This is a genomic window from Streptomyces sp. A2-16 (assembly GCF_018128905.1).
Classification (GTDB): domain Bacteria; phylum Actinomycetota; class Actinomycetes; order Streptomycetales; family Streptomycetaceae; genus Streptomyces.
Map to the genome: position 1 here is coordinate 7,579,067 of NZ_CP063808.1, position 14,426 is coordinate 7,593,492.

10 protein-coding genes are annotated in these 14,426 nt (G+C 71.5%); 4 read left to right on the plus strand and 6 right to left on the minus strand.

Annotated features, from left to right (window positions below):
- Positions 1 to 50 precede the first annotated feature (50 nt).
- Positions 51 to 1,412, plus strand: coding sequence for a cysteine desulfurase/sulfurtransferase TusA family protein (locus tag IOD14_RS34115; protein WP_212672342.1), 1,362 nt, complete (start codon positions 51 to 53; stop codon positions 1,410 to 1,412).
- Between the two features lie 4 nt (positions 1,413 to 1,416).
- Here IOD14_RS34115 and IOD14_RS34120 read toward each other — a convergent pair whose 3' ends face one another.
- Positions 1,417 to 2,391, minus strand: a complete 975-nt coding sequence (locus IOD14_RS34120; RefSeq protein ID WP_123988661.1) for a carbohydrate kinase family protein — start codon at positions 2,389 to 2,391, stop codon at positions 1,417 to 1,419.
- Between the two features lie 151 nt (positions 2,392 to 2,542).
- Between IOD14_RS34120 and IOD14_RS34125 the strand changes: the two genes are divergently transcribed.
- Together IOD14_RS34125 and IOD14_RS34130 are read left to right on the plus strand one after the other, a co-directional pair.
- A complete protein-coding gene (locus tag IOD14_RS34125) occupies positions 2,543 to 2,752 on the plus strand; it encodes a hypothetical protein (protein WP_123988662.1) in 210 nt (69 codons plus the stop codon).
- Between the two features lie 904 nt (positions 2,753 to 3,656).
- Positions 3,657 to 5,288, plus strand: a complete 1,632-nt coding sequence (locus IOD14_RS34130; protein WP_249126313.1) for a hypothetical protein — start codon at positions 3,657 to 3,659, stop codon at positions 5,286 to 5,288.
- Positions 5,289 to 5,369: 81 nt separating this feature from the next.
- Here IOD14_RS34130 and IOD14_RS34135 read toward each other — a convergent pair whose 3' ends face one another.
- Positions 5,370 to 5,726, minus strand: a complete 357-nt coding sequence (locus tag IOD14_RS34135; protein ID WP_020137379.1) for an iron-sulfur cluster assembly accessory protein — start codon at positions 5,724 to 5,726, stop codon at positions 5,370 to 5,372.
- A gap of 254 nt (positions 5,727 to 5,980) precedes the next feature.
- Here IOD14_RS34135 and nadA point away from each other — a divergent pair, with 254 nt between their 5' ends.
- Positions 5,981 to 7,165, plus strand: a complete 1,185-nt coding sequence (nadA, locus tag IOD14_RS34140) for a quinolinate synthase NadA (protein ID WP_123988663.1) — start codon at positions 5,981 to 5,983, stop codon at positions 7,163 to 7,165.
- 18 nt (positions 7,166 to 7,183) lie between these two features.
- Here nadA and IOD14_RS34145 read toward each other — a convergent pair whose 3' ends face one another.
- The 4 genes from IOD14_RS34145 to IOD14_RS34160 all read right to left on the minus strand — a co-directional run bounded on the left by IOD14_RS34145 (position 7,184) and on the right by IOD14_RS34160 (position 14,348).
- Positions 7,184 to 9,421, minus strand: a complete 2,238-nt coding sequence (locus IOD14_RS34145; protein ID WP_212672343.1) for a serine/threonine-protein kinase — start codon at positions 9,419 to 9,421, stop codon at positions 7,184 to 7,186.
- Between the two features lie 94 nt (positions 9,422 to 9,515).
- On the minus strand, positions 9,516 to 10,661 hold the full coding sequence (locus tag IOD14_RS34150) for a DUF6596 domain-containing protein (protein WP_212672344.1): 1,146 nt from the start codon (positions 10,659 to 10,661) through the stop codon (positions 9,516 to 9,518).
- A complete protein-coding gene (locus IOD14_RS34155; protein WP_123988666.1) occupies positions 10,654 to 11,079 on the minus strand; it encodes a YciI family protein in 426 nt (141 codons plus the stop codon). The genes IOD14_RS34150 and IOD14_RS34155 overlap by 8 nt, the downstream gene beginning before the upstream one ends.
- Positions 11,080 to 11,240: 161 nt before the next feature.
- Positions 11,241 to 14,348: an efflux RND transporter permease subunit gene (locus tag IOD14_RS34160; protein ID WP_212672345.1), complete on the minus strand. Its 3,108-nt coding sequence runs from the start codon at positions 14,346 to 14,348 to the stop codon at positions 11,241 to 11,243.
- Between the last annotated feature and the right edge of the window lie 78 nt (positions 14,349 to 14,426).

Genomic DNA, 14,426 nt, shown 5'->3' on the forward strand with positions numbered 1-14,426 from the left:
GTGGCTGATCGCGCAGTTCCCGGCGCCGCCAAGGAGGTTAGCGTTGCCGTGTGTCCTATTTCGACGCCGCTTCCGGTGCGCCCCTTCACCCCGTTGCCCGTCAGGCGCTGTTGGCCTCTCTGGATGAAGGGTGGGCCGATCCCTCTCGGCTCTACCGGGAAGGGCGGCGGGCCCGGATGTTGCTGGACGCCGCCCGGGAGGCCGCCGCCGAAGCCGTGGGCTGCCGCCCCGATGAGCTGACCTTCACCTCCTCCGGGACGCGGGCCGTGCACAGCGGGATCGCCGGGGCGACGGGCGGGCGCAGGCGGGTCGGACGTCACCTGATCGTGTCCGCCGTCGAACACTCCTCGGTACTTCATTCGGCGGAGTTGTTCGAGGTGACCGAGGTGCCGGTGGACCGGACGGGGGCGGTGAGCGCGCAGTCCTACGTCGATGCCCTTCGCCCCGACACCGCGCTGGCGTGTCTGCAGTCGGCCAACCACGAGGTGGGGACGCTCCAGCCGGTGGCCGAGGTGGCTGCCGCGTGCCGGGCGGCCGGGGTGCCGCTGCTGGTGGACGCGGCGCAGTCGCTGGGGTGGGGGCCGGTGGAGGGCGAGTGGTCCCTGCTGACCGGCAGTGCGCACAAATGGGGCGGTCCCTCGGGAGTCGGACTGCTCGCCGTGCGGAAAGGTGTCCGGTTCTCACCCCAAGGACCGGCGGACGAACGGGAGTCGGGGCGGGCGCCCGGGTTCGAGAACCTGCCGGCGATCGTCGCGGCGGCGGCCTCGCTGCGGGCGGTGCGTGCCGAGGCGGCACAGGAGGCACTGCGGCTGCGGGAGCTGACGGAGCGGATCCGTGCGCGGGTGCCGCGGCTGGTGCCGGACGTGGACGTGGTGGGCGATCCGGAGCGACGGCTGCCGGGGATCGTCACCTTCTCCTGTCTCTATGTCGACGGAGAGACCCTGCTGCACGAACTGGATCGGGCCGGGTTCTCCGTGTCCTCCGGATCGTCGTGCACCAGCAGCACGCTGACGCCGAGCCATGTGCTCAAGGCGATGGGGGTGCTGAGTGAGGGGAATGTGCGGGTGTCGTTGCCGCCGGGGACACCCGCCGAGGAGGTCGACCGTTTCCTGGAGGTGCTGCCGGGGGCGGTGGCGGCGGTCCGGGAGAAGTTGGGCGCGCCGACGCCTTCGGCCGTCGTGCGCGAGGACGCCCTGGTCGTGGACGCCCTCGGCAAGCGCTGCCCGATCCCCGTCATCGAGCTCGCCAAGGTCATCGGGGACGTGCCGGTGGGCGGCACGGTCCGGGTCCTGTCCGACGACGAGGCGGCCCGCCTGGACATCCCGGCGTGGTGCGAGATGCGGGAGCAGGAGTACGTGGGCGAGGAACCGGCGGACCGGGGTTCCGCTTACGTGGTCCGCCGGATCTCCTAGCCGGTCACTTGAGGTGCGTGCGGACCTCTTCGGCCGCCTCGTCGCCGTACGCCTTGGTGAACCGCTCCATGAAGTGGCCGCGGCGCAGCCGGTACTCCTGGGTGCCCACGGTCTCGATGACGAGCGTCGCCAGCATGCAGCCCACCTGGGCCGCGCGCTCCAGCGAGACGCCCCAGGCGAGCCCGGACAGGAAGCCGGCGCGGAACGCGTCACCGACACCCGTCGGGTCGGCCTTGCGCTCCTCCTCCGCGCAGCCGACCTCGATCGGGTCCTGGCCGGTCCGCTCGATCCGGACACCGCGCGCACCGAGCGTGGTGACCCGGTGGCCCACCTTCGCGAGGATCTCCTCGTCGGACCAGCCCGTCTTGGACTCGATGAGCCCCTTCTCGTACTCGTTGGAGAAGAGGTACGTGGCGCCTTCCAGCAGGATCCGGATCTCGTCGCCGTTCATCCGGGCGATCTGCTGGGAGAAGTCCGCGGCGAACGGGATGCCGCGGGACCGGCACTCCTCGGTGTGGCGGAGCATCGCCTCGGGGTCGTCGGCGCCGATGAGGACGAGGTCGAGGCCGTCGACGCGGTCGGCGACCGTCTTGAGCTCGATCTGGCGGGCCTCGCTCATCGCGCCCGTGTAGAAGGAGCCGATCTGGTTGTGGTCGGCGTCGGTGGTGCACACGAAGCGGGCGGTGTGCAGGGTCTCGGAGATCCGGACGGATGCGGTGTCGACGCCGTGCCGGTCCAGCCAGGCGCGGTACTCGTCGAAGTCGAAGCCCGCGGCGCCGACGAGGATCGGGTTGGTGCCGAGCTGGCCCATGCCGAAGGCGATGTTGGCGCCGACGCCTCCCCTGCGTACGTCGAGGTTGTCGACCAGGAAGGAGAGCGAGACCGTGTGCAGTTGGTCCGCCACGAGCTGGTCGGCGAAGCGGCCGGGGAAGGTCATGAGGTGGTCGGTGGCGATGGAGCCGGTGACTGCGATGCGCACGGCGTGGCTCTCCTGAGGGAGGGTGTATTGACACTTCACGCTATCGGGTCCGTATGGAGTACTGCGAGGCGGCCGACGGCGCGGTGAAGCAGGTAAAACTACCCGATAGTAGATCTTTCTTCGCGGGCTCCGACGTGCATACGGTTCCGTCATGACGAACCTTGAGCTGTACGCGTCCGTCCCGTCCGACCTGGACGGGGACCTCGCCTCGCTGCGCGGTGACTGCGCCCGGATGGCTCCGCACTGGGCGGTTCCCGACCGGATCGCCGCTCTCCCGGTCTCTCCCTCCCTCATCCACGGTGTGACGGTTCCCGAGGGGTCCGCGCGGCTGCTGGAGGCGATGTCGGAGTACGGCGACTGAGTCACGGCGCGTGCGTCGCCCGAGTCGCGGCGCGTGCGTCGGCGCGTTCGAGGGAACCGCGCGCTCCCCCGCTGCGTCCCATCGCCGTCCCCCGGAAAGGGGATGCGGAATACGACCCGTTTGCCGACCTTTTTGACAGGGTCGGGTCAGGGTCGAGGGACAGTTGCGCAGCAGAAGGAGCGATGCGGTGAACAGCGAGCGACCCGACAACAACGACCCCGGCGAGGCCTCCGGCGGCGGGGACGGGAACGCCGCGGAAGCTCTTGGCACGGGTGCGGCGGGCGGGTCCGCGAAAGAGCGGGGTTCCAGCGGGGCCGGGGCCGAGGCAGGTCAGGGCCGCACCGAGGAGACGTCCGGCGCCGCCGCAGGCCCGGTGGGAGACCCCGAGGAAGTCGCCGACGCCGACACGGACGCCTCCCCGAACCCCGACACGGCGGCCACGGCGAGCCCGGCCCCCGAGGCCGCCGCTCCTGATGCACTCGCGGCTCCCGATCAGCCGCAGCCCGCCGACGACGCGGCCACCGACACGGCTGCCGGCACCGATCCGGACGGCCCTACAGACCCGGAGGCCGGGGCCACCGCGAGCCCAGCCCCCGAGGCCGCCGCTCCCGATGCACCCGCGGGTCCCGATCAACCGCGGTCCGCCGGCGACACGGCCACCGACACGGCTGCCGGCACCGATCCGGACGGCCCTACAGGCCCGGAGGCCGGGGCCGCCGCGAGTCCGGCTCCGGAGGCCGCCGCCCCTGATGCGCCCGCGGGTCCCGATCAGCCGCAGCCCGCCGGCGACACGGCCGGCGCCGCCGATTCGGACGGTTCCGTGGGCGCCGACTCCCTGGCCGACGATGCGGGCAGCTCATCGGCCTCGGGCAGCACGGCCGCCGTGGAGCCGGACGATGCGTCCGTGGGCCTCAAGCGGCTCGGGTCCGCTGCCGTCCAGCCCGGTCAGTCGCCTTCCCCCGCCGACGGCACCGCTTCCGGGCCCCGGGCCGGCGCGCCCGCGGACGACGGTGCCGGTCAGGGTGCGGTCGAGAGCGGTCTCACCGGATCCGAGGTCCCCCGGGACGGGGATGCCGGTGCTCCGCGTTCGGCGCGGCGCCGGTCGCCCGTGGCCATTGCCGCCGTCGCCGCTGCCGTGCTGGTGGTGGGAGGGGGTGGGGCGTACCTCGCCGCCAATGCCTCCGGAGGGTCCGGGAACGACACGACCGCCGGTGCGCCCGGGGACGACACTCCGCCGCCTCTCGCGCTCGACGGTTACGGCGCGGACGGCGGGGCGGGGAACGGGATCGCGCCCGGGGAGCCGAACCCGTACGGGGCGACCTATCGCGCGGACGGCACTCTCCCCGAGGGTCCCGACTCCGCGCCCGTCTACCGGGTCCAGGGGCAGGTGGCCGAGGCGGACGTGACGCGGCTCGCCGAGGCGCTGGGCGTCGAGGGGACGCCGGTGATGCAGGGGCAGGTCTGGCGGGTCGGCGTCAAGGACGGCTCGGGGCCGAGTCTCCAGGTGAACCGGCAGGCGCCGGGCGCGTGGACCTTCCAGCGCTACTCCCCCGTCATCGACAACTGCTCCAGTGCCACCGTGTGCGGGGCGCAGCCCGACACGCCCACCGGCCCTCCGGTGAGCGTGGCGGTCGCGGAGAAGGCCGCCGCGCCGGTGCTGAAGGCGCTCGGTCAGGACACCGCGAAGCTGGACGCGAGCCAGGTCATGGGCGCGCAGCGGGTCGTGAACGCCGATCCGGCCGTGGGCGGGCTGCCCACGTACGGCTGGACCACCGGTGTCACCGTGAACGGGCAGGGTGAAGTGGTCGGCGGCACCGGCCAGTTGAAGGCCCCGGTGAAGAGCGACTCGTACCCCGTGCTGAGCGCCGAGAAGACGCTGGCCCTGCTGAACAAGGTGCCTGCCACCGACCACCGCATGGGCATCGGCGGCTGCGCAAGTCCCGTACCGCTGAAGGACCGTCTGGAGGCGCCCTGCGGGGAGCCGACGGCGAGCCCCGCGAAGAGCACGCTCACCGTGGAGAAGGCGGTGTTCGGGCTGGCCTCGCACTACGTGGACGGCCGGCAGGCGCTCGTGCCGTCCTGGCTGTTCGAGGTGCGGTCGGCGGGTGCGAAGGACGCCTTCACGGTGACGTACCCGGCGGTCGACCCGAAGTACATCGCCTCCCCGGCGACGGCGACGCCCACGTCACCCGCCACACCCACGGCCCCCTCGGACGAGCCGACCTCCGCGCCGAAGACACGGGACGTCCAGGTGGACGGTTACACGGCCGAGGGCGACGAGCTGACCCTGACCTTCACCGGCGGGGTGTGCGGGGACTACGCGGCGACGGCGAGCGAGAGCGCGGACGAGGTGACGGCCAAGGTGACCTACACACCGTGGCCGGAGCGGGTCTGCATCGCGATCGCCAAGGAGATGCAGAAGACCGTGACGCTCGACGAGCCGCTCGGTGCCCGCAAGGTCGTGGGTTCGGACGGCAAGGAGATCCCGCTGAGGAAGGCGGGCGCACGGCTGCCGGAGACCTCCGGGGCACGGTAGTCCCGGAGACGCGCGAAGGCGGCGGCCCCGTCGGAGGGGGCCGCCGCCTTCTGTCGCTCGGAACCTGGTCGAACCGGGGGCTCAGCTGAAGGAGTCGCCGCAGGCGCAGGAGCCGGTCGCGTTCGGGTTGTCGATCGTGAAACCCTGCTTCTCGATGGTGTCCACGAAGTCGATGGAAGCGCCGCCCAGGTACGGGGCGCTCATGCGGTCGGTGACGACCTTGACGCCGCCGAAGTCCTTGACGACGTCGCCGTCGAGGGAACGCTCGTCGAAGAAGAGCTGGTAACGCAGGCCGGAGCAGCCGCCGGGCTGAACGGCGACGCGCAGGGCCAGGTCGTCACGGCCTTCCTGGTCGAGCAGGGCCTTGACCTTCGCCGCGGCGGCGTCGGACAGGATGATGCCGTCGGTGACGGTGCCGGTCTCGTCCGATACGGACATCTACATCTCTCCCGGGTTGTACGGAGACTGCTTGCCGACTGGTGCAACCGGCAAGGCCGCGGATTCATTCCGGGCCGGACGCCGGATTTCCGGCGCCTTCTTCATGCTCGCACACGTGACGTGGAGCGGAAAACGGCTCATCCGCCGTTCTTCGGGATTCACGTCACATCGACGCAATGACCATCGTCAAAGTGACGTGAACCGGGTTATGATAGATAACGTCAGTTCGACGAAAAGTAGAAAGGGTGCGTGTCGTGACCACCGCCCAGACCACGGAGCTCGACGTACAGCCGACTCCGCTCGCCCTGTTGCTGCTCGGCCGCGAGGCCGACCCGAGGAGCGAGCGGGGCGTCGAGTGCCCCGGCGACCTGCCCTCTCCCTCCGACCCGGACCTGGTCGAGCGCGCCCGCGCGGCCAAGGAGAAGCTCGGTGAGAAGGTGTTCGTCCTCGGCCACCACTACCAGCGTGACGAGGTCATCCAGTTCGCCGACGTCACGGGCGACTCCTTCAAGCTGGCCCGGGACGCGGCCGCCCGCCCGGAAGCCGAGTACATCGTGTTCTGCGGTGTGCACTTCATGGCCGAGTCCGCGGACATCCTCACCTCCGACGACCAGAAGGTGGTCCTCCCCGACCTCGCCGCCGGCTGCTCCATGGCCGACATGGCGACGGCCGAGCAGGTCGCCGAGTGCTGGGACGTGCTGACCGACGCCGGCATAGCCGAGCAGGTCGTGCCGGTGTCGTACATGAACTCCTCGGCGGACATCAAGGCGTTCACGGGCAAGCACGGCGGCCTGATCTGCACCTCGTCGAACGCCGAGCGGGCCCTGAACTGGGCCTTCGAGAAGGGCGAGAAGGTCCTCTTCCTGCCCGACCAGCACCTCGGCCGCAACACCGCCGTCCGGGATCTCGGCATGTCCCTGGAGGACTGTGTCGTCTACAACCCGCACAAGCCGAACGGCGGTCTGACCGCCGAGCAGCTGCGGGACGCGAAGATGATCCTGTGGCGCGGTCACTGCTCGGTGCACGGCCGCTTCTCGCTGGAGTCGGTGGAGGACGTGCGCGCCCGCATCCCCGGGGTGAACGTCCTGGTGCACCCCGAGTGCAAGCACGAGGTCGTCGCCGCCGCGGACTACGTCGGCTCGACCGAGTACATCATCAAGGCGCTGGAGGCGGCCCCGGCCGGCTCGAAGTGGGCCATCGGCACCGAGCTCAATCTCGTACGACGGCTCGCGAACCGTTTCGCCCCCGAGGGCAAGGAGATCGTCTTCCTGGACAAGACGGTCTGCTTCTGCTCGACCATGAACCGCATCGACCTGCCCCACCTGGTCTGGACCCTGGAGTCCCTGGCCGAGGGCAAGCTCGTGAACCGGATCGAGGTCGACAAGGAGACCGAGGCGTTCGCGAAGCTGGCCCTGGAGCGGATGCTGGCGCTGCCGTAGGCCCGTGTCGAGCCACGCTCACCCCGACGCGGAGGTCCGCTCGGGGTGGGCGGGGTCGAGGGTGAAGACGTCGCCGGACGGGGTGGTGACGACCAGGGCGCCCTTGTCGAGCAGCACCTCGGGCGGCAGATCGTTCTGGGCGTTCACCCACTTGGCGCGCGGCGGGGTCTTCCACAGCAGCGTGCCCTTCCTGGCGTCCAGGGCCGCGACCCGCCCGCTGGCACTGGACAGACAGACCACCCGTGCGCCCGGGCCGGGGGTGACACCGCCCGGCTGCTCCAGGCTCGTCTGGGTCTGCCACAGCTGCTTTCCGGTGCGGACCGACACGGCGGTCACCCGGCCGGAGGCGCCGGTGAACCACAGGGTGCCGTCCGCCGCCGTCACGGTGCCCTCGAACTCCTTGGCGAGCTCCGTCGTCGTGGCGGCGCCGGTGTCCGGGTCGACCAGCCGGATCCGGGCGAAGGGACCCTTCGTACCGGTGCTCAGGTGCCCCGGTACTTCCTCGGCGGCCTCGAGGTAGAGCAGGCGGCCGTCGTACGTGCCGACCAGCGTCGACAGGGCCGGCACCTCCATACGGCGCACCGAGCCGTCGGAGCGGTCGAAGCCGAGCAGCAGAATGGTCTTGCTGGGCGTCATGCCCGGCATGCACTCCAAATACAGGCCCACGTTCGTGTGCGCCGGATCGCACTGCATCCCCGACGGAAGCGGCGCCGTCCAGCGCCGGTCGCCGGTGCGCGCCGAACGCGCGGTCAGCGTTCCGCGGCCGATGTCCGGGACGAGCACCAGGTCACCGGAGAGGAACACATGCGTGGACCGCCCGTCCACCGTGCGGTGCCAGAGCCGTTTCCCCGTCTTGGTGTCGAGGGCGATGACCGAGATCACGAGGTCCCCGCCCTCCGGCTGGTACTGCTGCTTGACCAGCATGACGTCGTCCGCGACCCCGAGGAGCCAGAAGAAGTACGACCTCTTCATCGGGAGGGACGGCACCCCGTCGGCGCGCCAGTCGACCCGTCCGGTGGTGCCGTCGAGGCGCACGGGCAGCACCGCGTCCCCCGCGCAGTAGAGGGAGCCCTCGTACATCTGGCACTCCGGGCCGCTGTCGACCCCGCCCTCCAGAAGGGTGATCCCCTTCTTCAGGCCCCGCTCCGCGGTGGCGTACACCGTCGTCTGCCAGGGCTGCCAGCCGCTGGGCAGCTCCGTCCAGCGGGAGGCGGCGCCCTCGGCACGGACCGTGCCGCCCCCGCCGTCGCTCTCCGTCCGTCCCGGGCCGCCCAGCAGATACGCCGTCAGCCCGAGGGCCAGCGCGCCGATCGCGGCGGTCGCCGTCCACAGCGGGCGCAGCCGGCGGCGGCCGGGGGTCGTGGGCGAGTCCGGGTGCGGGGCACCGGTGTCGGACGGGTCCGGCAGGTCCCCGAGCAGCGTCACCGTCTGCGGGCCGTCCGTCGTCTCCTCGGGCAGCACCCGCGCGAGCTCCCGGGCGACCTCGTCCAGCCCGGGCCGGTCCGCTGCCTTCTTGGCCAGACAGCTCTGCAGGACGGCCCGCAACTCCTCCCGCACGCCGTCCAGGCGGGGTTCGTCGTGGATCACCTGGTACGCCGTGAGGTAGGGGCTGTCCGCGTCGAACGGCCCCCGGCCGCTGAGCGTGTACACCAGCAGCGCGCCGAGCGCGAAGACATCGGAGGCCGGGCCGACCGTGCGGGCGTCGGTGAGCTGTTCCGGGGACATGAAGGGCGGGGTGCCGATCATCTGGCCGGTCTCGGTGAGGGGGTTGTTCTCCGCCGCCCGGGAGATGCCGAAGTCGATGACGCGGGGGCCGTCGTCGGCCATCAGGACATTGGCGGGCTTGAGGTCGCGGTGCACCACACCGGCCCGGTGGATGTCCCGCAGGGCCTCCACCAACCCCAGCGCCAGGCGCCGCAGTTCCGTCTCCCGCAGGGGGCCGCGCTCGTCGATCCGGTCGGCGAGCGAGCGGCCGGGCACGTACTGGGTCGCCATCCAGGGCCGCGCCGCCTCGGGGTCGGCGTCCACGACCGGGGCGGTGAACGCACCGCTCACCTTGCGGACGGCCTCGATCTCCTGGCGGAAGCGGGTGCGGAAGACGGGGTCCTCGGCGTACTGGGCGTGCACGACCTTCACCGCGACCTCGCGGCCCGAGCGGGATCTGCCCCGGTAGACGATGCCCATCCCCCCGGACCCGAGCCGGTCGACCAGTCTGTACCCGCCGACCGATTTCGGGTCGTCCTTGTGAAGCGGCACGCCCGCATCCCCTTCCCCCGTGCGGCAGTCCGAGGCTCCAGCATATGTAACGGGGCCGGCCCGCCCCGTCCCGGGAAGGTCCAGGTCCGCGCCTTCAGTGCCGCTTACGGGAGTTGAGCCGGGCCGCCCGGCGGGTCAGGTAGTCGCGTTCGGCGAGGTTGGGGGCCTTGTGGGCGGCCTCGGCGTACAGGCGGGCCGCGGTGGTCAGGTCGCCCGCGCGTTCGTGGAGATAGGCGGCGGCCGCGGTGTGGCGGGGCAGCGAGTCCTCGACCGCGGCCAGCGCGGCCAGGCCCGCGCGGGGGCCGTCGGCCTCGCCCACGGCGACCGCCCGGTTGAGGCGGACCACGGGACTGTCGGTCAGCCGGGCGAGTTCGTCGTACCACTCGACGATCTGCACCCAGTCGGTCTCCTCGGCGGTGGGCGCGTCGGCGTGCAGGGCGGCGATGGCGGCCTGGGCCTGGAACTCGCCCAGCCGGTCGCGGGCGAGGGCGCTCTGGAGGATCTGTACACCCTCGGCGATGGCCGCGGTGTCCCAGCGGGTGCGGTCCTGCTCGGCGAGCGGCACCAGGCTGCCGTCGGGCGCGGTGCGCGAGGCGCGGCGGGCGTGGTGGAGCAGCATGAGGGCGAGCAGTCCCGCGACCTCGGGGTGGTCGATGGCGGCGGCGAGCTGCCGGGTGAGGCGGATCGCCTCGGCGGCCAGGTCGACATCGCCCGAGTAGCCCTCGTTGAAGACGAGGTAGAGGACGCGCAGCACGGTGGCGACGTCGCCTGGCTGGTCGAACCGCACCCCGGAGACGGTCCGCTTGGCGCGGCTGATCCGCTGCGCCATGGTCGCCTCGGGGACGAGGTACGCCTGGGCGATCTGCCGGGTGGTCAGGCCGCCGACCGCACGCAGGGTGAGCGCGACCGCGGACGACGGGGTGAGCGAGGGGTGGGCGCACAGGAAGTACAGCTGGAGCGTGTCGTCCACGCCGGGCGCGGGCCCGGGCGCCGGTTCCTCCTCGACACGGTCCTCGCGCCGGCGCCGGGCGGTGTCCGAGCGGGTCGCGTCGAGGAACTTGCGCCAGGCCACGGTGACCAGCCAGCCCTTCGCGTCCCTCGGCGGGTCGGCCGGCCAGACCCGGACCGCCTCGACGAGGGCGTCCTGGACGGCGTCCTCGGCCGCCGCGAAGTCTGCTCCGCGGCGGACGAGGACGGCGAGCACGCCCGGGGTCAGGCTTCTGAGCAGCGCCTCATCCACCGGCGTGGCAGTCGTCCGTGGCAGTGGGCGAGGAGGCGTAGAACGGGCGCAGCTCCAGCCATTCGTGGATCGGCTTCCCGCCGGCGCCGGGGGCGGCCGAGAGTTCCCCGGCCAGTTCGAGGGCCCGCTCGTAGCTGTCGACGTCGATCACCATCCAGCCGGCGATGAGGTCCTTGGTCTCGGCGAACGGCCCGTCGGTGACGGGCGGGCGCCCCTCGCCGTCGTACCGCACCCACGTGCCCTCGGGAGCGAGGGCCTGCCCGTCGACGTACTCCCCGGTCTTCTCCAGCCGTTCCGCGAAGTCCCGCATGTACTGCACGTGGGCCGAGATCTCCTCGGGGGTCCACTGCTCCATGGGCACGTCGTTGGCCGGAGCGGGGGCGCCACGGTAGTGCTTGAGCAACAGGTACTTGGCCATGATGTCTCTCCTGTATCCCGGTGCGGCCCCATTCTGGCCGCTCTCACCACGGGGACGGAGCAGGGCACGGGTTCTCGACATCGCCGTGGGAAATTCTTTTTCCCGGCTTTCGTGGAACGGCGGGAGCCCCCGCAGCCGACGCCGCGGGGGCTCCTGCCGGGTCAGACGCCCGCCGGTTCCGGTTCCTCGGCGGCCCGGGCCGGCTGCGCGGGGGTCTCGCCCCGCTTCGCCGCCCGCTTCTTCGCCCGGCGCTCCTTGCGGAGCTCCAGCATCGTGTAGAGCGTCGGGACCAGGAGCAGGGTCAGCAGCGTCGAGGTGATCAGGCCGCCGATCACGACCACCGCGAGCGGCTGCGCGATGAAGCCGCCCTCGCCGGTGACGCCCAGCGCCATCGGGAGGAGCGCGAAGATCGTGGCCAGGGCCGTCATCAGGATCGGGCGCAGACGGTGCCGGCCGCCCTCGATCACGGCTTCCACCACGCCGTACCCCTGCTTGCGGTACTGGTTGATCAGATCGATGAGCACGATCGCGTTCGTCACCACGATGCCGATGAGCATCAGCATGCCGATCATCGCGGGGACGCCCATCGGGGTGCCCGTCACGATCAGGAGGCCGATCGCGCCGGTGGCCGCGAAGGGGATCGACACCAGCAGGATCAGCGGCTGGGCCAGGGAGCGGAAGGTCGCGACCAGCAGCATGAAGACGATCGCGATCGCCGCGAGCATCGCCAGGCCCAGGTTCTTGAACGCCGAGTCCTGGTCCGAGGTGACTCCGCCGATCTCGGCCGTGGCGCCCTCCGGGAGCTTCAGCGCGTCCAGCTTGGACGTGAGGTCCGCGCTGACCGCGCCCGTGTTGTCGCCGGTCGGCTTCGCGGTGATCGTGGCGGCCCGCTGGCCGTCGATCCGCGTCATCGACACCGGACCGTCCACCAGCTTCACCGTGGCGATGTCCCCCAGCTTCACCGGGCCGAGCCGCAGGTTCCTCAGCTGGTCGAGGGTCGCCGCGGGCTTCGCCGACGTGATGACGACATCGCGCTCGGTGTCGTCCAGGATCGCCCGGCCGGCCGTCGTGCCCTTGACCGCCTGGGTCACCGCGGCGCCCAGGGTCTGGTCGTCGAAGCCGGCCGCCGCGGCCTTGTCGTCGGCCTTCACCGAGATGCGCGGCACGCTCTGCGCGAGGTCGCTGGTGACGTCCGTGACGTCGTCCAGGCCGGCCACCGTCCTGCGCACCTTCTCGGACGCCTCGCGCAGGACCTTCGCGTCGGCCGCCTTCACGACCACGCTGAGGTCCTGGCTGCCGAAGCCGTCACCGGCGGCGACGGTCGTGGTGCCGATGCCGTCGAGCTTCTTCAGGCCCGCCTCGATGTCGTCCTGGACGGCGTCGTGCTTCGCCGAGTCGTCCAGCATCACCTGGTAGGACGCCTGGTTGGTGTCCGTGCCGCCGCCGAAGGCCGCCATGAAGCCGGAGGAGCCGATGGTGACCTGGTAGTCCTTGACGCCCTTCGTGCCGGCGAGGAGCTTCTCGACCTTCCTCGCCTGGACGTCGGTCGCGGCCAGGCTGGTGCCGGGCTTCAACTCCTGCTTGACGGTGAGGACTTCCTGCTCGCCCTGGTCGAAGAAGTTGGTCTTCAGGAGCGGGGCCATGCCGAAGGTGCCGATCAGGATCACGGCCGCCAGCAGCACGCTCGTCAGCCGGCGCCTGGTGGCGAAGCGCAGGACGGGGACGTAGAGCCGCTGGAGCCTGCTCCTCGCCTCCTTCGCCTCCGCCGCCCGGCGTGCCTCGTCGGCGTCCTCGGGGGTGCCCTTCGGGGCGCGCAGGAACCAGTACGACAGGACCGGGACGACCGTGAGCGAGACCAGCAGCGAGGCCAGCAGGGCCGCCGTCACCGTCAGGCTGAACGCGCCGAACAGTGCGCCCACCATGCCGCCGACCAGGCCGATCGGCAGGAACACGGCGACCGTGGTGAGGGTCGAGGAGGTGACCGCTCCGGCCACCTCGCGGACCGCGGTGAGGATCGCGAAGTGGCGCTCCTCGCCGTAGCCGAGGTGCCGCTTGATGTTCTCCAGTACGACGATGGAGTCGTCGACGACCCGGCCGATCGCGATGGTCAGCGCGCCCAGCGTCAGCATGTTGAGCGAGAGGTCGCGGGTCCACAGGACGATCAGGGCCAGGACGACGGAGAGCGGGATGCTGACCGCCGTGACCAGCGTCGAGCGGACCGAGGCCAGGAAGACCAGGATCACCAGGACCGCGAAGAGCAGGCCGAGCGCGCCCTCCGTGGTCAGGCCGGAGATGGCCTTCGAGACGGCCGGGCCCTGGTCGCTGACGACGGTGATCGTCGCGCCGGAACCGAGGTCCTTGCGCAGACCGGGCAGCTTGTCCTCGACCGCGTCCGAGATGGCGACCGCGCTGCCGTCGTGGTCCATGGTGACCGCGACGGACAGGCTCGGCCTGCCGTCGGTGCGGGTGATGGAGTCGGCCGGGGCCTGCGTCTGCCGCACGGTGGCCACATCGGCCAGCCGGACCGGCTTGCCCGAGCCCTTGACCATGAGGTTCTGGATCTGCTCGAGCGAGGTGAAGCCGCCGCCCACCTGAACGGTCCTGTTGGCGCCGTCCTCGTCGAAGGAGCCGGCCGGGACGGTCGCGCCGCCCGCCTGGAGGGCCTGGGCGAGGGACTGGGTCGTCAGACCGGCCGCCGCGAGCTCGCGGTCGTCGGGCGTGACGGAGACCTGCAGGTCACGGACACCACTGACGGTCACCTGGCCGACGCCGTCGATGTTCTTCAGATCCGGGACGACGGTCCGGTCCAGCTGGTCCGCGAGGGCCTGCTGGTCCTTGTCCGCGGTGACGGCGAGGACGACCGTCGGCATGTCGTCCGTGGAGCCGGCGACGACCTGGGGGTCCACGTCCTGCGGGAGCCTGGCCCGGTTGACGGCGAGCTGGACGTCGGCGACGAGCTGCTTGGTGTCGTTGCCGTAGTCGAAGGACGCCATGATGACGGCGTTGCCCTCGCTCGCCGTGGAGGTGACGCCGGAGATGCCGTCGACGGCCTCGAGGTTGTCCTCGATGGGCTCGACGACCTGCTTCTCGACGACGTCGGGGGCGGCGCCCTGGTAGGGCGCGATCACCGACACCATCGGCAGTTCGATGGTGGGCAGGAGTTGCTGCTTCAGCTGCGGGATCGCGATCGCGCCGAACACGATCGCGACGAGGGACATCAGGCCTATCAGGGCCCGTTGCGCGAGGCTGAATCGGGACAGCCAGGACATGGGTGAGGGTTCTCAATTCTGTGAGCGGCAGAAACGGCTCCTCAACCCTGGGCCATGGCTGTGCGCTGTTTCGTAGGC